24 protein-coding genes are annotated in these 22,732 nt (G+C 67.4%); 18 read left to right on the forward strand and 6 right to left on the reverse strand.

Going from position 1 to position 22,732, the window contains the following annotated elements:
• The first annotated feature begins 6 nt into the window (after positions 1-6).
• From F792_RS0103355 to F792_RS0103415, 13 genes are all read left to right on the forward strand, one after another.
• The gene (locus F792_RS0103355; RefSeq protein ID WP_018168364.1) at positions 7-2,577 is read left to right on the forward strand and encodes a DNA topoisomerase I; all 2,571 of its coding nucleotides are present in this window, start codon (positions 7-9) and stop codon (positions 2,575-2,577) included.
• The gene (locus tag F792_RS0103360) at positions 2,564-3,169 is read left to right on the forward strand and encodes an L-threonylcarbamoyladenylate synthase (protein ID WP_018168365.1); all 606 of its coding nucleotides are present in this window, start codon (positions 2,564-2,566) and stop codon (positions 3,167-3,169) included. Before F792_RS0103355 ends, F792_RS0103360 begins: the two co-directional genes overlap by 14 nt.
• Before the next feature lie 16 nt (positions 3,170-3,185).
• Entirely contained in the window at positions 3,186-4,115 is a 930-nt protein-coding gene (hemF, locus tag F792_RS0103365; RefSeq protein WP_018168366.1) for an oxygen-dependent coproporphyrinogen oxidase, read from the forward strand.
• A gap of 23 nt (positions 4,116-4,138) precedes the next feature.
• Positions 4,139-5,155: a porphobilinogen synthase gene (gene hemB, locus F792_RS0103370; protein WP_018168367.1), complete on the forward strand. Its 1,017-nt coding sequence runs from the start codon at positions 4,139-4,141 to the stop codon at positions 5,153-5,155.
• Positions 5,152-6,000 (forward strand): shikimate dehydrogenase, encoded by an 849-nt coding sequence (aroE, locus tag F792_RS0103375; protein WP_018168368.1) that lies wholly within the window; start codon positions 5,152-5,154, stop codon positions 5,998-6,000. The genes hemB and aroE overlap by 4 nt, the downstream gene beginning before the upstream one ends.
• A gap of 102 nt (positions 6,001-6,102) precedes the next feature.
• On the forward strand, positions 6,103-6,765 hold the full coding sequence (locus F792_RS0103380) for an OmpA family protein (protein ID WP_018144657.1): 663 nt from the start codon (positions 6,103-6,105) through the stop codon (positions 6,763-6,765).
• 189 nt (positions 6,766-6,954) lie between these two features.
• Positions 6,955-7,395, forward strand: a complete 441-nt coding sequence (gene aroQ, locus F792_RS0103385; protein WP_018168369.1) for a type II 3-dehydroquinate dehydratase — start codon at positions 6,955-6,957, stop codon at positions 7,393-7,395.
• 9 nt (positions 7,396-7,404) lie between these two features.
• The gene (accB, locus tag F792_RS0103390; protein ID WP_018168370.1) at positions 7,405-7,863 is read left to right on the forward strand and encodes an acetyl-CoA carboxylase biotin carboxyl carrier protein; all 459 of its coding nucleotides are present in this window, start codon (positions 7,405-7,407) and stop codon (positions 7,861-7,863) included.
• A gap of 51 nt (positions 7,864-7,914) precedes the next feature.
• Positions 7,915-9,261, forward strand: coding sequence for an acetyl-CoA carboxylase biotin carboxylase subunit (gene accC / locus F792_RS0103395; protein ID WP_018168371.1), 1,347 nt, complete (start codon positions 7,915-7,917; stop codon positions 9,259-9,261).
• A gap of 31 nt (positions 9,262-9,292) precedes the next feature.
• A complete protein-coding gene (prmA, locus tag F792_RS0103400) occupies positions 9,293-10,174 on the forward strand; it encodes a 50S ribosomal protein L11 methyltransferase (protein ID WP_018168372.1) in 882 nt (293 codons plus the stop codon).
• A 228-nt stretch (positions 10,175-10,402) separates the two neighbouring features.
• Entirely contained in the window at positions 10,403-11,050 is a 648-nt protein-coding gene (locus F792_RS0103405) for a DUF3426 domain-containing protein (protein WP_018168373.1), read from the forward strand.
• A gap of 110 nt (positions 11,051-11,160) precedes the next feature.
• Entirely contained in the window at positions 11,161-12,153 is a 993-nt protein-coding gene (gene dusB, locus F792_RS0103410; protein WP_018168374.1) for a tRNA dihydrouridine synthase DusB, read from the forward strand.
• Entirely contained in the window at positions 12,150-12,476 is a 327-nt protein-coding gene (locus tag F792_RS0103415) for a helix-turn-helix domain-containing protein (RefSeq protein WP_018144664.1), read from the forward strand. Before dusB ends, F792_RS0103415 begins: the two co-directional genes overlap by 4 nt.
• A 55-nt stretch (positions 12,477-12,531) precedes the next feature.
• Here F792_RS0103415 and F792_RS0103420 read toward each other — a convergent pair whose 3' ends face one another.
• Positions 12,532-13,293, reverse strand: a complete 762-nt coding sequence (locus F792_RS0103420) for an inositol monophosphatase family protein (RefSeq protein WP_018168375.1) — start codon at positions 13,291-13,293, stop codon at positions 12,532-12,534.
• Positions 13,294-13,454: 161 nt separating this feature from the next.
• Between F792_RS0103420 and F792_RS0103425 the strand changes: the two genes are divergently transcribed.
• The gene (locus tag F792_RS0103425; protein WP_018144666.1) at positions 13,455-13,772 is read left to right on the forward strand and encodes a DUF2322 family protein; all 318 of its coding nucleotides are present in this window, start codon (positions 13,455-13,457) and stop codon (positions 13,770-13,772) included.
• 18 nt (positions 13,773-13,790) lie between these two features.
• Here F792_RS0103425 and F792_RS0103430 read toward each other — a convergent pair whose 3' ends face one another.
• The 3 genes from F792_RS0103430 to F792_RS0103440 are packed head-to-tail and all read right to left on the reverse strand — an operon-like array spanning position 13,791 to position 15,309.
• Positions 13,791-14,375, reverse strand: coding sequence for a histidine phosphatase family protein (locus tag F792_RS0103430; protein WP_018168376.1), 585 nt, complete (start codon positions 14,373-14,375; stop codon positions 13,791-13,793).
• On the reverse strand, positions 14,372-14,929 hold the full coding sequence (ampD, locus tag F792_RS0103435; RefSeq protein ID WP_018168377.1) for a 1,6-anhydro-N-acetylmuramyl-L-alanine amidase AmpD: 558 nt from the start codon (positions 14,927-14,929) through the stop codon (positions 14,372-14,374). The genes F792_RS0103430 and ampD overlap by 4 nt, the downstream gene beginning before the upstream one ends.
• Positions 14,926-15,309 carry a thioredoxin family protein gene (locus F792_RS0103440; protein WP_018168378.1) on the reverse strand — a complete coding sequence of 128 codons (384 nt, stop codon included), beginning with the start codon at positions 15,307-15,309 and terminating at the stop codon, positions 14,926-14,928. Before F792_RS0103440 ends, ampD begins: the two co-directional genes overlap by 4 nt.
• Before the next feature lie 86 nt (positions 15,310-15,395).
• Between F792_RS0103440 and F792_RS0103445 the strand changes: the two genes are divergently transcribed.
• On the forward strand, positions 15,396-17,447 hold the full coding sequence (locus tag F792_RS0103445) for a UvrD-helicase domain-containing protein (RefSeq protein ID WP_018168379.1): 2,052 nt from the start codon (positions 15,396-15,398) through the stop codon (positions 17,445-17,447).
• A 2-nt stretch (positions 17,448-17,449) separates the two neighbouring features.
• Positions 17,450-18,244 (forward strand): endonuclease/exonuclease/phosphatase family protein, encoded by a 795-nt coding sequence (locus F792_RS0103450; RefSeq protein WP_081620109.1) that lies wholly within the window; start codon positions 17,450-17,452, stop codon positions 18,242-18,244.
• On the opposite strand, the gene F792_RS0103455 is transcribed toward F792_RS0103450, so the two are convergent.
• The gene (locus F792_RS0103455) at positions 18,207-19,934 is read right to left on the reverse strand and encodes a potassium/proton antiporter (protein ID WP_018144672.1); all 1,728 of its coding nucleotides are present in this window, start codon (positions 19,932-19,934) and stop codon (positions 18,207-18,209) included. The genes F792_RS0103450 and F792_RS0103455 overlap by 38 nt on opposite strands.
• Positions 19,935-20,022: 88 nt before the next feature.
• On the opposite strand from F792_RS0103455, the gene F792_RS0103460 reads away from it, so the two are divergent.
• The gene (locus F792_RS0103460) at positions 20,023-20,982 is read left to right on the forward strand and encodes a lipid A deacylase LpxR family protein (RefSeq protein WP_018168382.1); all 960 of its coding nucleotides are present in this window, start codon (positions 20,023-20,025) and stop codon (positions 20,980-20,982) included.
• 10 nt (positions 20,983-20,992) lie between these two features.
• Here F792_RS0103460 and F792_RS0103465 read toward each other — a convergent pair whose 3' ends face one another.
• On the reverse strand, positions 20,993-21,967 hold the full coding sequence (locus tag F792_RS0103465) for an MBL fold metallo-hydrolase (RefSeq protein WP_018168383.1): 975 nt from the start codon (positions 21,965-21,967) through the stop codon (positions 20,993-20,995).
• Between the two features lie 159 nt (positions 21,968-22,126).
• Between F792_RS0103465 and F792_RS0103470 the strand changes: the two genes are divergently transcribed.
• Positions 22,127-22,729 (forward strand): DUF502 domain-containing protein, encoded by a 603-nt coding sequence (locus tag F792_RS0103470; RefSeq protein ID WP_018144675.1) that lies wholly within the window; start codon positions 22,127-22,129, stop codon positions 22,727-22,729.
• The last annotated feature ends 3 nt before the right edge of the window (positions 22,730-22,732 follow it).

The raw sequence follows: 22,732 nt of genomic DNA on the forward strand, positions 1-22,732 counted from the left end.
AGCCACATGAGCAAGCACCTCGTCATTGTAGAGTCCCCCGCCAAGGGCAAGACCATCGAGAAGTACCTGGGTCCCGACTACCAGGTCCTCGCCTCGTATGGCCACGTACGCGATCTCGTACCCAAGGAGGGCGCGGTGGATCCGGAAGACGGCTTCCGGATGAAGTACGACATCATCGAGCGCAGCGAGAAACAGATCGAGGCGATCGCCAAGGCGCTGAAGAAGTCCGACGACCTGATCCTCGCGACTGACCCCGACCGTGAAGGCGAGGCGATCTCCTGGCACCTCCACGAGGTCCTGCGCGAACGCGGCCTGCTGGAAAACCGCGACGTGCACCGGGTGGTGTTCCACGAGATCACCAAGAAGGCGATCCAGGAAGCGATCGAGCACCCGCGCGACTTGGCCCAGCCGCTGATCGACGCCCAGCAGGCGCGCCGCGCGCTGGACTACCTGGTCGGCTTCAACCTCTCGCCGCTGTTGTGGCGCAAGATCAAGCGCGGCCTGTCCGCCGGGCGCGTGCAGAGCCCGGCCCTGCGCATGATTGCCGAGCGCGAGAACGAGATCGAGGCCTTCGTCGCACGCGAGTACTGGACGCTCGACGCCCTGACCGAACGCCAGGGCCAGTCATTCACCGCGCGCCTGACCCACCTGGACGGCAACAAGCTGGACCAGTTCGACCTCAACAGCACCGAGCTGGCGCACGACGCCCAGAAACGCCTGACCGACGCCGCCAGCGGCGAGCTCCGGGTCGCCAAGGTCGAGAAGAAGCAGCGCCGCCGCAACCCGGCCGCGCCGTTCACCACCTCGACCCTGCAGCAGGAGGCCTCGCGCAAGCTCGGCTTCACCGCCAGCCGCACCATGCGCACCGCCCAGCAGCTCTACGAGGGAATCGACCTCGGCTCCGGCGCGATCGGCCTGATCACCTACATGCGTACCGACTCGGTGGCCCTGGCCGGCGAGGCGATCGGCGAAATCCGCGGTCTGATCGAGGAGCGCTACGGGGCCAACAATGTCCCCGACAGCCCGCGCCAGTACAAGACCAAGTCCAAGAACGCGCAGGAGGCCCACGAGGCCATCCGCCCGACCTCCGTGCGCCACGTGCCGAACGAGATACGCGATCGCCTGAGCAGCGACCAGGCACGCCTGTACGACCTGATCTGGAAGCGCACCGTCGCCTGCCAGATGATCCACGCGACCTTCGACACCGTCGCTGCTGACCTGGTCCCGGGCGAGACCCAGCACCAGTTCCGCGCTACCGGCTCCACCCTGGTCGACCCCGGCTTCATCGCGGTCTACCAGGAGGGCCGCGACGACACGCAGGACGACGACGAGGACAAGCGCCTGCCGGAAATGGCCGAGGGCGACAGCGTCAAACTGAACGAAGTCACCGCCGACCAGCACTTCACCGAGCCGCCGCCTCGCTACACCGAGGCCAGCCTGGTGAAGACGCTGGAGGAATACGGTATCGGCCGCCCCTCCACCTACGCCAGCATCATCTCCACCCTGCAGTCGCGCGAGTACGTGGAGATGGATGGCAAGCGCTTCATCCCGACCGACACCGGCCGGATCGTGAACAGCTTCCTGACCCAGCACTTCGACCGCTACGTGGACTATGACTTCACCGCGAAGCTGGAAGACGAGCTGGATGCCATCTCGCGCGGCGAGAAGGACTGGGTCCCGGTGCTGGAAGCGTTCTGGGGCGACTTCCGCGACCGGGTGAAGGAAAAAGAAGAGAACGTGACCCGCGCCGAGGCCGTGCAATCGCGCGAGCTGGGCCCCGACCCGCAAAGCGGGCGCCCGGTCAGCGTACGCTTGGGCCGGTTCGGACCGATCGTGCAGATCGGCACCAAGGACGACGAAGAGAAGCCGCGCTTCGCCGGCCTGCTGCCCGGGCAGAAGATGGACAAGGTCACCCTCGAGGAGGCGCTGGAGCTGTTCAAGCTGCCGCGCGATCTCGGCGAGACCCCCGAGGGCGAACCGGTGGTGGTCAACATCGGCCGCTTTGGCCCGTACGTGAAGTACGGCTCCAAGTACGCGTCGCTGGGCCCGGACGACGATGTCTGGAGCATCGAGCTGCCACGCGCGCTGGAGGTCGTCGCCGAGAAGAAGAAAAAGGACGCCGAACGCTTCATCAAGAGCTTCGACGCGGAAGGCATCCAGGTCCTGAACGGGCGCTACGGCCCCTACGTGACCGACGGCAACAAGAACGCCAAGATCCCGAAAGAGACCGACCCCAAGTCCCTGACGCTGGAACAGTGCCAGGAACTGATCGCCGCCGCCCCGGAACGCAAGGGCCGCGGACGCAAGGGGGCGACCAAGTCCACGGGCAAGACCGCTGCCAAGTCCTCTAGCAAGACCGAGGGCAAGACCGCCAGCAAGACGTCGGCCAAGTCGACCGCCAAGTCGACATCCGCGAAAAAACCGGCGACCAAGAAGAAGGCCACCGCCAGCAAGACGGGCGCGAAGAAGACCACCGCCAAGAAGACCCCGGCGAAGAAATCGTCTACTGCGAAGTCCGCCGGCGCTGGCGACAACCGCCTGAGTGCCGAGCCCTCCGGCGATCGTGGATCGGAATAACGCCCCGCTGCTGACCGCCGAGATCGATCCCGTCGCGCACCACGTGCGCGACGGCGGGGTGATCGCCTACCCCACCGAGGCGGTCTTCGGCCTTGGCTGCCGCCCGGACGCGCCGGAGGCCATCGAACGCATCCTGACACTGAAGGGTCGACCGGCGGCCAAGGGGCTGATCGTGGTCAGCGACCGGCTCGACCGCCTTGCCCCCTGGCTGGCCCCGCTGCCCGCCGACCGCCAGGCCGAGATCGACGCGAGCTGGCCCGGCCCCACAACCTGGCTGCTACCCGTAACCCCTGACTGCCCCATCCTACTGCGTGGCGAACACGACAGCCTGGCCGTGCGCGTAACCGCCCATCCAGCCACACGTGCGCTGTGCGCCGCCGCCGACAGCGCGCTGGTCTCGACCAGCGCGAACCGCGCCGGCGCGGCGCCCTGCCGCACCTGGGATTGCGTTACCTCACAACTCGGGGCGGGCATCGATGCGATCCTGCAGGCAGAATGTGGCGGGCGCGAAGCCCCCAGCGCGATCCGCGACGCCCGCACCGGGGCCTGGCTCCGGGGCGGACCGGAACCCGACGCGAACACCCACCACTGATCAACCGGGACGCAGCATGAGCCAGGACAACGTCTCCATCGAGCGCGTAATCGACTACCTGCAGGGCCTGCAGGACCGCATCTGCCAGGGCCTCGAGGGCCTGGACGGCCGGGCCCGCTTCGAGGAGGACGCCTGGGAGCGCCCCGCCGGCGGCGGCGGGCGCACCCGCGTGCTGCGTGAGGGCGCGGTGTTCGAGCAGGCCGGGGTGAATTTCTCCCACGTGATGGGCGACAACCTCCCGGCCTCGGCCACCGCCCACCGTCCGGAGATGGCCGGGCGCTCGTTCCAGGCCACCGGCGTGTCCCTGGTGATCCACCCGCACAACCCCTTTGTTCCGACCTCGCACGCCAACGTGCGCTTCTTCATCGCCGAGAAGCCCGGCGAAGACCCCATCTGGTGGTTCGGCGGCGGCTTCGACCTGACGCCCTACTACGGCTTCGACGAGGACTGCACCCACTGGCACCGTACCGCCGAGGCCGCCTGCCGCCCGTTCGGCGAGCACATCTACCCGGCGCACAAGAAGTGGTGCGACGAGTACTTCCACCTCAAGCACCGCGACGAACCGCGCGGCGTGGGCGGGCTGTTCTTCGACGACTTCAGCGAGGGCGGCTTCGAGCATGCCTTCGGCTACATGCAGAGCGTGGGCAACGCCTACCTCGACGCCTACGCCCCGATCGTCGAGCGCCGCCGCGCCACCGACTTTGGCGAGCGCGAGCGCCAGTTCCAGCTCTACCGCCGCGGGCGCTATGTCGAGTTCAACCTGGTCTACGACCGCGGTACCCTGTTCGGCCTGCAGTCGGGCGGGCGCACCGAGTCGATCCTGATGTCGCTGCCGCCGCTGGTACGCTGGGAGTACAACTACCAGCCGGCGCCCGGCACGCCCGAGGCCGAACTGTACGAACGCTATCTGAAGCCGCGCGACTGGCTCGCCGAGACTGCCGGCTGACTCCAAACACGCAAGGACCTGGCATGACCGCACCGATCGCCCCCTATCCCGCCGGCCGCCCGCGCCGAATGCGCCGCGACGGCTTCTCCCGCCGCCTGATGCGCGAACACCACCTGCGCGCGGACGACCTGATCTTGCCGGTATTCGTCACCGAGGGCGAGGGCGTGCGCGAGGCGGTGCCGTCGATGCCTGGCGTGGAACGCGTCTCCATCGACCAGCTGCTGGAAGAGGCGGCCGCCGCCGTGCGCCTGGGCATCCCGGCACTGGCGCTGTTTCCGGTGGTTCCGGGCGAGAAGAAGAGCCTGGACGCACAGGAGGCCTGGAACCCCGAGGGCCTCGCCCAGCGCGCGGTGCGCGCACTGAAGGCGGCGCACCCGGATCTCGGCGTGATCACCGACGTCGCCCTGGACCCGTTCACCACCCACGGTCAGGACGGCATCATCGACGACGACGGCTACGTGGTGAACGACATCACCACCAAGGCCCTGGTGAAGCAGGCGCTGTCGCACGCAGCGGCCGGTGCCGACGTGGTGGCCCCCTCCGACATGATGGACGGGCGCATCGGCGCGATCCGCGGCGCCCTGGAGGACGGCGGGCACGTGCACACGCGCATCCTCGCCTACTCCGCGAAATACGCCTCCGCCTTCTACGGCCCGTTCCGCGACGCGGTGGGCTCGGCCGGCAACCTCGGCAAGGGCGGCAAGGAGACCTACCAGATGGACCCGGCCAACGGCGACGAGGCCCTGCACGAGGTCGCGCTGGATCTCGCCGAGGGGGCCGACATGGTGATGGTCAAACCGGGCATGCCGTACCTCGACGTGGTGCGCCGCATCCGCGACGAATTCCGGCGCCCGACCTTCGTCTACCACGTCTCCGGCGAGTACGCGATGCTCAAGGCCGCCGCTGAGCGCGGCTGGCTGGACGAGCGTGCCTGCGTGCTGGAGGCCCTGACCGGCATGAAGCGCGCCGGGGCCGACGGCATCCTCACCTACTATGCGCGCACCGTGGCCGAATGGCTGGTGGAGGATGCGGCGCGATGAGCGAGCCGCGTCCGGATCGCTACGCGGTGGTGGGCAACCCCATTCACCACTCGCTGTCCCCGCGCATCCACACCCTGTTCGCCGAACAGACCGGGCAACACCTCGTGTACGAAGCCCGCCAGGGCACCCCCGGGCAGTTCGCCGAGGAGGTCAACGCCTGGTTCGCCGAGGGGCTCAAGGGCCTCAACGTGACCGTTCCATTCAAGGAAGAGGCCTTCGCCCTGGCCCGGGTGCTGAGCGACCGGGCGCGCCATGCCGGGGCAGTCAACACCCTGTGGCGGGACGGCGACCACCGGATCCACGGCGACAACACCGACGGCGTCGGATTCTGTCGGGATCTCGACCGCCTCGGCTTCGACGTGCGCAATCGCCAGGTCCTGATCCTGGGGGCCGGAGGCGCCACCCGCGGCTTGCTGCAGCCCCTGCTGGAAGGCGCACCAGAGGTGCTGATCATCGCCAACCGCACCGTGGCCCGCGCCGAGGGACTGGTGGATGCCTTCCGGGATATCGCCCCGGCCACCCGGCTCTCCGCCTGCGGCCTGGACGCCCTGCCGCAGGGCCCGTTCGACCTGGTGGTCAACGCCACCGCCACCGGCCTCGGCGACGATGCACTGGCGCTCCCCGACCAGCTCGTCCACGCGGACAGCCTGGCCTATGACCTGGTCTACGGCGCCGGCGCCAAGCGCTTCCTGGACTGGGCCGCCGGCGCAGGCTGTGTACGCGGCAGCGACGGCCTCGGCATGCTGGTGGAACAGGCGGCCGAGGCCTTCTCCATCTGGCGCGGGGTGCACCCCGAGACGGATCCCATTCTGCGTCAACTGCGTCACGAAATCGCTCCCGAATAGCCCACCCACAACCCGGGTTCATGGACGGTTCACGCGCCACAGCGCAAGCTGAACCTATTGCCCCGTATCCGCACGGGGCCAGCGAATACTGGGAGATTCATCATGCAACGCATTCTCGCCCTGGCCGTCACCAGCGCCCTGGTACTGGTGGTGGGCTGCACCACCACGGATCCGTACACCGGGGAAGAACGCGTCTCCCGAGCCACCATCGGGGCCGGCATCGGGGCCGCCACCGGTGCGGTGCTCGGCAGCGTCACCAGCAGTCGCAACCGCACCCAGCGCGCCATGATTGGCGCCGGCATCGGGGCCCTGGCCGGTGGCGCCATCGGCAACTACATGGACCGCCAGGAGGATGCCCTGCGCGAACAGCTGCGCGGCACCGGCGTGAGCGTGACCCGCGATGGCGACAACATCATCCTCAACATGCCAAGCAACATCACCTTCGATTTCGATCGCAGCGAGATCAAGCCGCAATTCCATGACGTCCTCGACTCGGTCGCACTGGTGCTGGAGGAGTTCGACCAGACCGGGATCGAGGTCGCCGGGCACACCGACAGCACCGGCCGGGTGGAATACAACATGGACCTCTCCGAGCGCCGTGCCGAGAGCGTGGGTCAGGCCCTGATCCGCCGTGGCGTACAGCCGGTGCGGGTGCACACCATCGGCCTCGGGCCGCACCAGCCGGTCGCTACCAACGACACCGATGCGGGCCGCGAACAGAACCGCCGCGTCGAACTCACCCTGTTCCCGCTCACCGCCGACTAACCCGCACGTTCCGGCCCGGCACCCCGACGCTCGCCGAGGCCGGGCCGACCCCATTCTGGCGACGTCTCCAGCGCCTCGCGCTGGACACTCCTACCCTTCCTGCGGCAGAATCCCGATCATTCGCTGCATCGTGATTTTTCGGTGCAATCGCGTCCATTCTCGACAGGATCGCTACCGATTCCCCCTGCCATGGCGTCCATACTGCTGCTCAACGGCCCCAACCTGAACCTGCTGGGACAGCGGGAGCCGGAGCGCTACGGCGTACAGACCCTGGCGGACATCGAGACCGACCTTAAAGCCCGGGCGGAACAGACCGGCGCAACCCTCGACTGCTTCCAGAGCAATCACGAAGGCGACCTGATCGACCGCATCCACGCCGCCGCCGGCGAGGGCGTGGAGCACATCCTGATCAATCCGGGCGGCCTGACCCACACCAGTGTCAGCCTGCGCGATGCCCTGCTGGGCGTCGCCATCCCGTTCTACGAGATCCATATCAGCAACATCCACGCCCGCGAGCCCTTCCGCCAGACCTCGCGCCTGAGCGATGTCGCCGCCGGCCTGGTCAGTGGCTTTGGCGTCATTGGCTACCGGCTGGCGCTGGATGCGGCGCTTGCAGCTATCAAGGACTAAGAGGCTTCCATGGACATTCGCAAGGTCAAGAAACTGATCGACCTGCTCGACGAGAGCGGCATCCACGAGATCGAGATCCACGAAGGCGAGGAGTCGGTGCGCATCACCCGCTCCGCCAGTGGGACGCCCATGGCCGCCGCCCCGGCGGCCCCATTGCCCCCAGCGGCGCCCGCCGCCGCGGCGGCCCCGACCGCAGCCCCGGCGGGCGCGACGGAGGCCGCACCGGAAATGGACGGTCATCGGGTCACCGCACCCATGGTCGGCACCTTCTACCGGGCCCCGAGCCCGGGCTCCAAGCCATTCGTCGAGGTCGGCCAGACGGTGGAGGCCGGCGAGACCCTCTGCATCATCGAGGCCATGAAGATGCTCAATCCGATCGAGGCCGACCAGGGCGGCACCATCCGCGACATTCTGGTCGAGAACGGCAACCCGGTGGAATACGGGCAGCCGCTGTTCATCATCGGATGAACCCATCCGTCGGGCGTCACATCCCCGGCTTCGCTGGAAACAGGTTCGAGCATGTTTGAGAAAATTCTGATCGCCAACCGCGGCGAGATCGCCCTGCGGGTCCTGCGTGCCTGCCGCGAAATGGGCATTGCCACCGTCGCCGCGCATTCCAGCGCCGACCGCGACCTGAAGCACGTTCGCCTGGCGGACGAGTCGGTCTGCATCGGCCCCGCGGCCTCGGGCGAGAGCTACCTGAACATTCCCGCGCTGATCGCGGCCGCCGAGGTCACCGACGCCGGAGCGATCCACCCGGGCTACGGCTTCCTGTCGGAAAACGCGGACTTCGCCGAACGAGTGGAGTCTTCGGGCTTCGCCTTCATCGGTCCGCGCGCCGAGACCATCCGTCTGATGGGCGACAAGGTCTCCGCGAAGCAGTCGATGCTGGAGGCCAACGTGCCCTGCGTCCCCGGCTCCGGCGGCGCCCTGGGCGACGACGCGGACACCAACCTGGCGCTGGCGCGCGAGATCGGTTACCCGGTCATCATCAAGGCCGCCGCCGGCGGGGGCGGGCGCGGCATGCGTGTGGTACACACCGAGGGCGCGCTGCTGAACGCCATATCGCTGACCCGCAACGAGGCGCAGCAGGGGTTCGGCAATGATGCCCTGTACATGGAGAAGTACCTGGAACACCCGCGCCACGTGGAGTTCCAGATCCTCGCCGACAGCCACGGCAACGCCGTGTGCCTGGGCGAACGTGACTGCTCCATGCAGCGACGCCACCAGAAGGTCATCGAGGAGGCACCGGCCCCTGGCATTACCGATGACCAGCGCCAGGCCATGGCCGAACGTCTGATCCGCGCCTGTCAGGAGATCGGCTACCGCGGCGCCGGGACCTTCGAGTTCCTGTACGAGAACGGGGGCTTCTATTTCATCGAGATGAACACCCGGCTGCAGGTCGAGCACACCGTCACCGAGCAGGTCACCGGCATCGATCTGGTGCGCGAACAGATCCGCATCGCCGCCGGGGAACCCCTGGGCTACACGCAGGACGACGTGCGCATCACCGGTCACGCGATCGAGTGCCGCATCAATGCGGAAGACCCCCGTACCTTCATGCCCAGCCCCGGCACCATCCAGCAATACCACGCGCCGGGCGGACCGGGCATCCGCATGGATACCCACATCTACAACGGCTACATGGTGCCGCCGTACTACGACTCCATGATCGGCAAGCTGATCGCCCACGGCAACAGCCGCGAGATCGCGCTGGCGCGCATGCGCGGCGCCCTGGGCGAGATCGTGGTGGACGGCATCCAGACCAACGTCGCGCTGCACCACGACCTGATGATCGACGCGAACTTCCAGCGCGGCGAGACCGATATCCACTATCTCGAGAAGAAGCTCAAGGCACAGGCCTGACCCTTCCCCCTCGCGCCACGAGCCTGATGCCATGAGCCTTGCCGAACTTGAATGCCAGATCAGCCCGGAACAAGCCGAGCCGCTGGAGGACACCCTGTTCGAACTGGGTGCCGTCAGCGTCGAGCTGTTCGACGCCGCAGACGAACCCCTCTTCGAGCCGCCCCTGGGCACCCATCCCCTGTGGTCCACCGTGCGCCTGAAGGCGGTGTTCCCGGACACCACCCAGGCGGACCTCGCCGCCGCCGCGCTGGCGCGCCAAGCGCAGGCCCCGGAGGCGATCCAGGTCCAGGCGATCGAGGACCAGGACTGGGTCCGCGCCGGGCTGGACGGTCTTGGCGCCATCCATTGCGGCGGCGCACTCTGGATCGTGCCCTCCTGGGAGGACGAACCGGCGATCGAGGAAGGCACCTTCGTGCGCCTGGACCCCGGCCTTGCCTTCGGGACCGGCAATCACCCGACCACCGCGATGTGCCTGGCCGCCCTGGCCCAGCAGCCACCGCGCGATCAAGAGGTCCTCGACTACGGCTGCGGCTCAGGCATCCTCGCGATCGCCGCCCTGAAGCTGGGCGCACGCCATGCACTGGGCATCGACATCGATGAACAGGCCGTGCAAGCCACCCGCAGCAATGCCGACTCCAACGCCATCCCGCCCGCACAGCTGGAGACGGGGCTGACCGATCACCCTGTGCCCGACGCGGCCTATGACCTGGTGCTGGCCAACATCCTCGCCAAGCCGCTGATCGATCTGGCACCGGAGTTGGCTCGGGCGGCGAAACCGGGCGCACGCATCCTGCTCGCCGGGCTGCTCGAACGCCAGGCAGACGAAGTCATCGCGGCCTACTCTGACACCTTCGATATCGGCGTCGAGGACTGCCGCGAAGGCTGGGCCCTGCTCGGCGGCCGCCGGCGCTAGGGAGACGCTGAGTCATGGACGCGCCCGGCCGAGTCGATCGCTCTCAACGGCAAGGCGCCGCAAGCACAGGATCGCCCGGCTGCAGCAACGCGCCGCAAGCCCATCAGCAGGCCCCATCGGGCGAATCCTCGCGACACCTGACGCCCAGCCCGTAGGATGCTGGCCCGCTGCCCCCAATGCGGCGTCACCCACGCCCTCGCCCGCGGGGCCAAGCTCCGCCAGAGGCGAGTGCACTGCTCCAATTGCGATGCCGAGTTCGATCTGTTCCCGGCACTGGAGATCGGCGGCGCGGGCGAACGCGTGTTGGGCCAGGGGCTCCTCCCGGCACGGCAGGCGCCCCTCCACGCCATCGAGCGGGCCCCGGGCGCTGCAATACCCCTCAACATCGAACGCCACGCAAGCCCCCTGGGCTCGGCAAACACGATACGCCGACGCTCCTGGCCGGGGGTCATGCTGGCCGCCGCCCTGATGCTGCTGCTGGGCGCGCAACTACTGGCAATCCCGCCCGTGGCACCGGACCAGAGTCCCCAGCTGGACCAAGCCCGGGCGCAAGTGTGCGCGGCCATCCCCTGCCCGACCTGGCACCCGCGGCGCGCCCCTGGCCAAGTCCGCACCTCGGCGCCCGATTTCTTCACCACCAGCGATGGCACTCTGCACCTGCAATTCGTGCTCGAGAGCCCGATCCGGCAGGCCTGGCCGATCGTCGATATTCGCCTGACCGACCAGCTTGGGACGCCCCATGGCACCCTCCGGCTAACCCCCGACGACTACACCGACACCCACGCACCGATGAATGCCCACTCCCCCCATTCCGTGCGTCTGGCCGTTGCCAGCCCTCATGGCCACATCACCGGCATCGAAATCCAGCCACGGTAATTCTCGGGTCCAAGCTCGCGCGCATTCACATGGTTTCGCGATCGACCGCACCGGAAACCGCGCAGGTTAGCTGCTAGACTGGCCCGCTTGCTCCCGACCCGATAGCCCCGATGCAGCTCGGAACTCACCACTTCCCCGACCCTGTCGTGTTTCTGGCGCCGATGGCCGGGGTCAGCGACCGTCCGTTTCGGTTACTGGCCCGCCGCATGGGGGCCAGCGCGGCGGTATCCGAGATGGTGACCTCCGACACCCGACTATGGACCAGCGACAAGAGCCGCCACCGCCTGGATCATCGCCAGGAGCCGCGCCCGCGCATCGTACAGTTGCTGGGTAACGAACCCGAGGCCCTGGCCGAGGCTGCGCGCGAGAACGTGCGCCGCGGTGCCGACGTGATTGATCTGAACCTCGGCTGTCCGGCCAAGAAGGTCTGCAGCAAGGCCGCCGGATCGGCGCTACTGGGCGAGCCGGAACGGGTGCGCGAACTGCTCCAGGCGCTCACCACCGCGGTCACGGTCCCGGTGACCCTGAAGATGCGCCTGGGCCTCGACCGCGAACGGATCAACGGCGAGACCATCGCGGCCATTGCCGAGGACTGCGGCATTGCGATGCTGACCGTGCATGGCCGCACGCGGGCCGATGCCTATCGCGGAGAGACGGACTACGCCGCCATCGCGCGCATCGTCCGGGCCGTTTCCATCCCCGTGCTCGCCAATGGCGACATCACCGGCCCCGAAAAGGCCCTGCAGGTACTGGATACGACCCGTGCGGCGGGCGTGATGATCGGGCGTGCCGCCCAGGGCCAGCCCTGGCTCCCGGGCCAGATCCGGGCCGCGCTGGCGGGCGAACCGATACCGCCGGCACCCGGGCGCGCCGCCCGCCTGGCCCTGATCGAGGAGCACATTGGCGAACTGCACGCCCAATACGGCGAACCGCAGGGCGTGCGCATCGCGCGCAAGCACCTGGGCTGGTATCTTCAGGGCCTGGGTCTCGACGAGGCCCGCACCCGGGCGGCCCGGGCTGATCTTCTCGCCGCCCCCACGGCCAGCGAACAACTGTGGCGCCTTCGGGCCCACCTGACGGGAATCGCAAGCGAGGCTGCATGAGCATGAACATGCCACTCGAACAGGACCCAGAGGTCCACGAGACGCCGGTTGCAGGCGTCCTCCCGTCCGACTGTGTGCTGGCCGAGTCCGTGCGCCATGCACTGGACCAGTACTTCGAGACCCTGGATGGGCAGAGCAGCCACGATCTATACGCGCTGGTGATGAACGAGGTGGAGCGTCCCCTCCTGGCCAGCGTGCTGGAGCGCTGCGGGGGCAACCAGAGCCGCGCGGCGGCCCTGCTCGGGCTCAACCGCGCCACCCTGCGCAAGAAGCTGCGCACCCACGGACTGGTGGGAACCAACGGGAACGGCGCCGGAGAATAACCCCCGGCGCCGGCAACCCCATGCGCCCCGATCGGGGCGCATGGGAAGGCGCTGACTAGCCCTTCCAGCCCAAGCGGGTCAGGGCCGTACGATGCAGTTCCGGGGTGGCCGCGGCCAGGACATTCGCGGTCTGCAGGTCCAGTTCGCCGCCAGAGAGGTTGGTGAACACGCCCCCCGCCTCGCGCACGATCACCGCCAGTGCGGCGATATCCAGGATATTCACGTCCGACTCGACGATCAGGTCGATGCTGCCGCGCGCCAGCAGGTGGTAGTGGTAGAAGTCGCCGTAGCCACGGGTGCGGTTCACCTCGGCCGTGATGCTGCCCAGTGCCTTCCAGCCTTCAGCATTCTGCGCCAGGGACTTGAGGTTACCGGTGGACAGGGAGGCCCGCCCCAGATCGGTGGTCTTCTCGACCGCGATCGGGTCGCCATTCAGGAACGCGCCCTGGCCCTTTTCCGCCCAGGCCCGCTCGCCGAACTGGATGCCATTGGACAGCCCCAGGATCAGATCGCCCTTGTACATCAGCGCGATCTGGGTGGAGAAGAACGGGTAGCGACGCACGAAGCTCTTGGTGCCGTCGATCGGGTCAATCAGCCAGACATAGTCGGAATCCATGTCCGACTGCCCGGTCTCCTCGCCGTAGAAACCGTGATCCGGGAAGTGCTCGCGGATCACCTGGCGGATCGCCTGTTCGCTCTCCACGTCGGCCCGGGTCACCGGGGTATCGTCGGGTTTGGTTTCGACGTCGACACCCGCCTCGTAATAGTGGCGGATTACCTTCTCGGCGGCATCGGCGGCGGCCTGGGCGGCCTCCATGAACGCGCTTCGCGACATGTTCGTGTCCCCTCGACAAAAGCCGCTATCTTAGCATGTGGCGCCTTCGTCGCTGACCCGGCGCGACCCTGCCGCCTTCGCGGGTTGGTTGTCGCCACCGGGTCATGCCCCGATAATGCCGCCATTATTTCGAGGAGCCCGACATGTCCAAGAAGCTGCCCGACGTCAGCAATATCGAACGCCTGGAATTGTTTGGCGAAGACTACAACCCCACCGCGACCATCGAAAACGTGGAAGGCCAGAGCCTGTCGCTGCAGATCTACTATCAGCTGGCGCTGGACTTCGGCGGCATCGGCCCCAAGGCGGCCAACTCGGGGCTGCTGATGTACGGCAACCACGCCGATGACGCCCGCGCCAACCCCGGCAAGCACCCGAACATCGATCGTCTGATCGACGTGCTGAACAACGACTTCTACCTGTCGGTGAAGGCCGTCCCCAAACGCAGCAACCAGGCCGGGTAGACCGGAGCGGCGTCCGACTCAAACCCGGTTGGCGTGGATCAGGCGCCAGCCCCGGGTCGGGTGCCGGTGCAGGCGGGTGCGGCTGGCATAGTCGCATTCCAACTGGAACAGCCGCGCGTCCGGCACCCCCATCACCCAGCCCACCAGGGCGCGGATCACCCCGGCGTGCACGACCAGCAGCACGCGCTCGGCCTCCAGGGGCCGCAACGCCGCCTCGAAGCCGGTCTCCACCCGCCGCCGAAAGTCCGCCAGCGGCTCGGCCCCTGCCGGCCGCGCGTGGACTGGGTCGGCGTAGAAGGCGCGGTACTCTTCCGGCCGGTCACGCTGAAGCTCAACCCGGGTCCGCCCCTCCCAGTCGCCGAAGCCCACCTCGCGCAGATCCGGCGCCAGGGACAGCGGTAAATCCTGTCCGGCGGCGAAGCGTTCAGCGAAGGCGCGGCAACGCTGCATCGGCGAACTGACCACGTACTGCCAGCCGGCCTCGCCTTTCACCGCCTGCTCCATCTGGGCCCACCCGCGCGGGCTCAGCGGATCGTCGCAGCCATGACCGCGATAGCGCTGACCGCCCTCCGGCTCCCCGTGGCGCAACAAATCCACGATCATGCCGTCACCGCCTGCAATTCCCGCCGCAGGCGCGTCCAGTCGAAGCAGGGCCCGGGGTCCGTCTTGCGCCCCGGCGCGATGTCGCTGTGACCCACCAGCCCATCCGCGCCAATACCGGGGTAGCGTGCCCGGAGCCAGCCCACCAACCGCGCCAGTTCGGCGTACTGCGCCGGGGTGAACGGATCCTCGTCGGTCCCCTCGAGTTCGATCCCGATGGAGAAATCGTTGCAGCGCTCGCGTCCGCACCACTGCGACGCCCCTGCATGCCAGGCACGGCGGGAGAACGGCACGAACTGGGTGGCCCACCCGTCGCGGTTAATCAGCACATGGGCGGAGACATGCAACGCCGCGATCTCGGCAAAGTAGGGATGGGCCTGCGGATCCAGCCGGTTCTGGAAGAGCTCGGCGATATGCGGTCCGCCGAACTCGCCGGGCGGAAGACTGATCGCATGCACCACAATCAACTCCGGGTCCTGTCCCGGCGGGCGGGCATCCTGGTTCGGGCTTTCCACCACGCGCGCGGGCGGCCACCAGTCGATGTCGCTCGAGGTCATGGTGCCTCCTCGGGTGGGCGCGCGAGGCAGGCGGTCAGCGCCTCGCGCAGCAGGGGCAACCGGGGCGGGGCCTCCAGGCGACCGTGGTAGGCGCCCGCCTGGAACACGAACAGCGCCGGCAGATGGAAGACCTCGAATTCGCGCACCAGGGCGGTATCCGTCTCGGCGTCCACCACGAACAAGGCAGGCGCATCCGCGGCCGCCTGCCACTCCGCCAGGACCCGACCCATCACCTTGCAGGCGCCACAGCCCTGGCGCGTGAACAGAATCACCGCCGAGCCCGGCACATCCATCAGGCGCTGATGAAAATCAAACTGGGTCAGACGCGGGAGCGACCCGTCCGTCCCGGCCGCGGCTGCAGTGCCCGACACATCGGTCAATGGCTTACCCTCACCGTTACTGTCTTTATGAATGCTGGATCGTGGGTTAGTTTACGCGCCCCGCTGAGAAGGAATCGATCACCCCGGTGTCTGAACTGAATCCTCAACAACAGGCCGCCGTGACCACCACGGACCACCCACTGCTGGTGCTGGCCGGAGCGGGGTCGGGCAAGACGCGCGTGATCACCGAGAAGATCGCGCACTTGATCGAGCAGCGCGGGCTCGAGGCGCGCCGCATTGTTGCCATCACCTTCACCAACAAGGCGGCGCGCGAGATGCGCGAGCGGGTGCAGGGCCGCCTGGCGCGCGAGCAGGCACGCGGGCTTAGCGTCTCCACCTTTCACACCTTCGGGCTCAATTTCCTGCGCCGTGAACTGCAGGCGGCCGGGCTGCGTGCCGGCTTCTCGATCCTCGATCCGGGCGACTGCCGGCAATTGCTGCGCGAAATCACCTACCGCGATGACACCGGCTCCGAGGTGGACGCACTGGTCGGCCACATCAGCCGCTGGAAGAACGACCTGATGACGCCGGCGGAGGCGCTGCACGAGGCGAGTCAGATGACCGATGCCCCGGAGGCCATCGCCGCCGCCAACCTCTACCCACGCTACGAGGACGCCCTGCGCGCCTACAACGCGGTGGATTTCGACGACCTCATCAAGCGCCCGGTGGACTGCCTGCGCGACGATCCGGAGCTGCGTAACCGCTGGCAGGACCGCATCCGCCACCTGCTGGTCGACGAGTACCAGGACACCAACTCCGCGCAGTACCAACTGGTGCGCCTGCTGGTTGGCGTCAGTGATGGACTGACGGTGGTCGGCGATGACGACCAGTCGATCTACGCCTGGCGCGGCGCGCGCCCGGAAAACCTCGTGCGCCTGCAGGACGATTTCCCGCGCCTGGAGGTAATCAAACTGGAGCAGAACTACCGCTCCACCAACCGCATCCTGCACACCGCGAACGCGCTGATCGCGAACAACCCGCACGTATTCGAGAAGCGCTTGTGGAGTGCGCTTGGCGAGGGCGAAAAGATCGAGGTCATCGGCTGCTCCGACGCCGACACCGAGGCGGCGCGCGTGGTCTCCGAGCTGATGCGCCGGCGTTTCCGTCTCAACGCGGGCTGGGGGGATTTCGCGATCCTCTACCGCAGCAACCACCAGTCCAGGCTGTTCGAGAAGCTCCTGCGCGAGCAGGGCATCCCCTACCGCCTGAGCGGCGGCCAGTCGTTCTTCGAGAAGGCCGAGATCAAGGACCTGGTTGCCTACCTGCGCCTGCTCGCCAACCCGGACGACAACACCGCGTTCCTGCGCGTGGTCAACGTCCCGCGCCGCGAGATCGGGCCAGCCACCCTGGAAAAGCTCGGCCACTACGCCAACCAGCGCGGCACCTCCCTGTTGCAGGCCGCGCGCGGCGCCGGTCTTTCCGAATACATGGATGCCCGCGCCCAGGCCCGGCTGGAGCGCTTTACTGACTGGATTGACGGCTTTCAGCGCCGCGGCGCGGAAGAGTCCCCGGACGTCCTGCTACGCGCCCTGGTCGAAGACATCGACTACGAATCCTGGCTGCTGGAGAACAGCCCCAACCCGCGCGCAGCGACCCGGCGCATGGACAACGTGCGCGAATTCATCGACTGGGTCGGGCGCATGGGCGGAGCGAACACCACGGTCGAATACGGTGATGACGAGGCCGAGGACACCCGCAGCATGGGCCTTGCCGACATCGTCAATCGCATCAGCCTGATGGACATCCTCGACCGCAACCGGGATTCGCAGGACGGCAACGAGTCGGTACAGCTGCTGACCCTGCACACCGCCAAGGGCCTGGAGTTTCCGCATGTCTGCCTGGTCGGCTTCGAGGAGGAATTGCTGCCACACCGCGTCAGCGTCGAAGACGACTCCATCGAGGAGGAGCGCCGCCTGGCCTATGTCGGCCTGACCCGCGCCCAGCAAACCCTGCTGATCACCTACGCCCAAAGCCGAAGCCGCTACGGCGAAAGCATCGATTGCGAGCCCTCGCGCTTTCTCGACGAACTCCCCGGGGAGCATCTCGACTGGCCCGACGCCAAACCGCCGGACCCCGAGACCCAGCAGCTCACCGCCCGCGCCCACCTCGCCGGCCTGAAGGCCATGCTCGAAAAATAGGGATGAGGCTCGTCAGCTGGAACTGCAACGGGGCGTTGCGCAACAAGCTCGATGCAATCAGCAGACTGGATGCCGATGTACTCGTCGTTCAGGAATGCGAGGATCCCGCTCACTCGACTCCGGCCTTCCACCAGTGGGCCGGCAATTACCTCTGGGCCGGCGAATCACGGCACAAAGGCATCGGAATATTTCCGCGAAATGGCCATTCGGTTCGGGCCCTGCACTGGTCCGGAAACTTTCAGCTGCCCGGGCTTTCCGGGACCAGCCCGGCCCTCGAATGGGCCACGAACGATCTGAAACTATTTCTGCCGTTCGTGCTGGACGAGAATCAGGTCTTCATCGCCGTCTGGACCAAGGGCAGCAACCAGCAGGCCTTTCGGTACATCGGACAATTCTGGAAATATCTCCAGATCCACCGCGAACAAATCCGTCAGCATCAGGCGGTCATCGTTGGCGACTTCAACAGCAACACGGTCTGGGATCGCCCCGACCAATGGTGGAATCACACCGACGTCGTGTCCGAACTCGAGGCAATCGGGCTGCGAAGCCTTTACCACCACCAGTTCGAGGAATCACAGGGCGGCGAGTCCCAGGCCACGTTCTATCTCCAGCGAAACGCGAACAAGCCTTATCACATTGACTACGCCTTCGTACCCCACGACCAGCTGGCACAGTGCGCGATCGAAATTGGCTACCCGACCGATTACTGGCTGAAAGTCAGCGACCACATGCCCCTGCTTTTAACCTGGCAGGACATGATCACGAAGGCTTCAGCAGCTTCAGGCCGACGCGGGTGATGCGGGCGCCGTCCATCTCGCGGATGACCAGGCGCATCGGGCCGAGATCGACGGCATCGCCGACGACCGGTTCGGCCTGGAGCTCGCGACGCAGATAGACCTCCAGGGTTTCACCCTGGCGTTCGGGCGGGACCGGGGCGCCATAGGCCATGCCGACTGCGCCCAACTGGGCGTCGCCGTTGAGCGCGAATTCGCCGAACACGCTGCGCTCGGTGAGGCGTTCCGGCACCTCGTCCTTGGGCACGAACAAGCGGTCGAGGTCATGCAGATCCGCGGGCGTGACCATGATGTAGAGATGGTCGCCGGCGTGCAGATCCAGCAGCTCCAGGGTCTCGAGCAATTTGCCCTTGCGCAGATGCGCCACCACCCGTGCGCTGCCCGGCAAGCGGAAGTTCGACCAGGCCTCGCGCACCACCGGGGTGGTCTCCGCCAGACGGTAGCCGACCAGCTCCATCTCCTGCTGCCCCGGGATGTCGAGCTCGGTGCGCTGCACCCGCGCGGTGGTGGGGGGCAACTCCAGCCCCAGCCAGCGCGCCGAGGTCGCGACGGTCCAGCCCTGCACCAGCAGCGAGATCAGCACGACGAAGAACACTACGTGGAAGAAGTAGCCAGCCAGTTCCAGCCCGGCCAGCAAGGGGAACAGCGCGAGGATAATCGGCACCGCCCCGCGCAGACCAACCCAGGAGATGAACACCTGCTCGCGCCAGGGAAAGCGGAATGGGTAGAGGCAAATCCACACCGCCAGCGGCCGCGCGATCAGGATCAGCACGGCGGCGACCAGGCCGGCGTCCAGCGCCACCGGCGGGAGCTCGGACGGGGCGACGATCATGCCCAGCATCAGGAACATGCCGATCTGCGCCAGCGAGGCGATGCCGTCATGGAAACGCTTGATGTTCTGCGAGGCCTCCAGCGGTCGGTTGCCGAGCAACAGCCCCGCCAGGTACACGGCGAGGAACCCGGAACCGCCGACCAGCCCGGTGAGCCCGAAGATAGCCAGTGCCCCGGCCATGGCGAACAGCGGATAAAGCCCGGCCGCCATCGGCACCCGGTTGATCAGCGCGAGCAGGGCAAAGCCGCCACCCACCCCGAGCAACGCGCCCAGGCCCATCTGCTGGACGAACTCGACCAGCACCACCAGGCCGAACTGCTGTTCCGGCATCAGCAGCAGTTCGATCAGCACAATGGTCAGGAAGATCGCCATCGGGTCGTTGGAGCCGGACTCGATCTCGAGCGTGGCGCCGACACGGCTCTTCAGCTCCAGCCCGCGCGAGCGCAGCAGGGAGAACACCGCCGCCGCATCGGTGGACCCAACAATCGCCCCGAGCAGCAGCCCCTCCAGCCAGGACAGTCCCAGCCACCACACGGCGAACGCCCCGGTCAGCCCCGAGGTGACGATGACCCCGAGTGTGGCCAGCCCCAGCGCCGGCTTCAGCCCGATGCGGAAATTGCGCGCCGGTGTGCGCATCCCGCCGTCGAACAGGATGATCGCCAGCGCCGCCGAGCCGATCAGATAGGCAACGGTGATATTCTCGAACACCAGACCGCCCGGGCCTTCCGGGCCCAGCAGCATCCCGATGACCAGGAACACCAGCAACAGGGGCACACCCAGTCGCGAGGTGATCACGCTCGAAAGGATGCTCCCCAGCAGCACGATCGCGGCCAGGAAGATGATCTGGTTGGAGAGGTCCATGCGCCAATCATACCGGAACACCCCCACATCCCGACGGCGCTCCACCCGCTGGAGAGAGGCTGGCCTGCTGGCCACGGCACTCCTGTGCGTGGCGGTCGCCAGCCCAACCAGCCTGGCCGGGAGCGGCGTCGATGCCTTGCACTTCGAATTCGAGAACGACCTGTTCGGGGGCGAGGATCGCTACTACACCAACGGGGTTCGCATCGGCTGGACGCGCAGCGAGGAACGCGTGCCACCCTGGCTGCGGACTGTGGCGGACAGCCTGCCGTTCTTCATCCGTCGCGAGGAGCCCGAACGCCTGAAGGCGGCGATCCACCTGGGTCAGAACATGTACACCCCGGAGGATATCGAGCGCACGACGCCGGACCCGGATGATCGCCCCTACGCCGGCTGGCTGTACCTGAATTTCAGCATGGCCGCGGAACACGACAACCGCCTGGACCGCCTGCAGGTCACGCTGGGTACGGTCGGCCCGGCATCCCTGGCCGAACGCACCCAGAGGGAGGTCCACAGCTGGTCCAGCGCACCGGAGCCAAAAGGATGGGATCACCAGATCGGCAATGAACCGACGCTGATGCTGGCCTACGAACGCCAGCTGCGCGGCCGGTCACACCGCACGCCAAACGGCTGGGGCGCCGACTTGACCCCGCACTGGGGCGCGGCTGCCGGAACCCCCTTCACCTTCGCGAATGCCGGTGCCATCGTGCGTGCGGGGCGCAACCTGCCGGGCGATTACGGCCCGCCCCGGATCCGCCCGGCCCTGTCCGGCACCCACACCTTCGAGACCACCGCGCGCGTCGGCGGCTATGCGTTTGCCGGTATCGACACGCGGCTCATGCTCTACGACCTGTTCCTGGACGGTCCGGTCTTTCGTGACGGGCCATCGGTAGACAAGCACCCCGTGGTGGGCGAGCTCACCGCCGGGGTCGTGTTTCATGTAGGCGGGGTGCGCCTGGGCTACACCCATGTCTGGCGCTCGCGCGAGTTCAGCGGGCAGGCCAAGGGCGCGGCCGAGTTCGGCTCGCTGCACGCCACCTGGCAGTTCTGAACACGGGGATTCAGAACACCGCGGCCTCGACATCCGGGTAGGTGGTGGCCACCGAGCGGTCGATCTTGTCGTCGAAGCCGGGGTAGTGATCGATCAGGTCACCCATGCGCTCGCGCACCAGCGGCACGGTCTCGAAAGCGGCCAGCCCCTGTTCCACACCGTCCTCGATCCCCTCCCAAAGCGTGACCAGATAACGCTGCAGCCGGTCCAGCGTCTGCGCATCCTCCAGCCGGCCGTGGCCGGGTACGACCACCACCGGCTCCAGCGCGATCAGCTCGTCCAGCAGGTCGATCCATTGCGCAACATCGCCATCCCAGACCGACGGCGCACGATCGCTGTAGACCACGTCCCCGGCCAGCAGGACCCGCGTCTGCGGCAGCCAGATGCTCAGATCGCCCGGCGAATGGGCACCCCCGGAGGGAAGAATCACCACCTCGGTGCCGCCAAGGTCACGGGTGATACGCTCGTCCACCGCAACATTCGGCAACAGCGGCGTGGTGTCACCGGTCGCGCCCTCGGTCATCTCGCGGAAATTCTCGACCCAGCCTTCGGCCTCCGTCTCCATACGCGCGATCGCGGCGGAACCGGCCATGATCTCCGGGTCGGAATCGGCGAAGGCGTGGTTGCCCAGCCAGTGATCCCCGTGGCTGTGGCTGTTCACGATCCAGCGCACCGGCTGATCGGTGACCTCGGCAATCGCCTCGCGCAGTGCCACACCCATGGTCTCGGAGGAACCCGTGTCGAACACCAGCACCCCGTCGTCGGTCACCACGAACGCCATGTTCGCGTTCCAGCCGAGGTTCTCGCGACTGGGGAGATCCCGCGCCGGCGTCATCACCGCATAGACGCCCGGCGCCACCGCCTCGGGCGTCATCGCGTAGTCCTCGGGCGCGGCCGCGTCCGATGGCCCCGCGACGGAGGCCTGCGGTAGCGCAACCGCCGAGACTACCAGCGCCAGCGCACCCAACCCGGTCCATCCGCTCATCGTCCGCTCCTTCTATCGGCAAAAATGCCGCTCAAACCCATTTCATAGACTGCACCCGATCACGGAAGTGCCGCCCCGAGCAGTCGTGACCGGCAGCCGACCGTGCTGCGGACACGAATGCGTTAGCATTCCGGAGATCACCCCTGCACGGAGCCTGCTGTGCGCCGAATCTCCCGCACCTTCCTGACCGGCCTGGCCGCGATCCTCCCGGCCGCGATCACGCTGGCCCTGCTGTGGTGGCTGGGCAGCACCGCCGAGGATGTCCTCGGGGGCCTGCTGCAGGCCGTCCTGCCGGATCTGCTCTACTTCCCGGGCATGGGGATCCTGGCCGGCATCGGCCTGATCTTCGGCCTCGGGGTGTTGCTGCAGGCCTATGTCGTGCGCTGGCTGTTCGACTGGCTGGAGGGCCTGATGCAGCGCATCCCAGTGATCAAGACGATCCACGGCACCGTGCGCGACGTCACCAACCTGCTCTCCGGCGACATCCATCAGCGCTTCGGGAAGGCCGTGCTCGTCACGTTCCCCGGCACCGACTTCAAACTGGTCGGCTTTGTCACCCGCGAGGACTTCGAGGGCCTGCCGGACAACCTGGGCGGGCCGGAGACGCTTGCGGTCTACATGCCCATGAGCTACCAGATCGGCGGCTACACCCTGATGCTGCCGCGCGAGCGGGTCGAGCCGCTGGACCTGCCGCTGGAGGATGCAATGCGCTACGCCCTGACCGCCGGCGTCTCCGCGCGCCAGGACAAAGGAACCGGGTAGAAT

This window comes from Thioalkalivibrio sp. ALMg9, assembly GCF_000380625.1.
Classification (GTDB): domain Bacteria; phylum Pseudomonadota; class Gammaproteobacteria; order Ectothiorhodospirales; family Ectothiorhodospiraceae; genus Thioalkalivibrio; species Thioalkalivibrio versutus.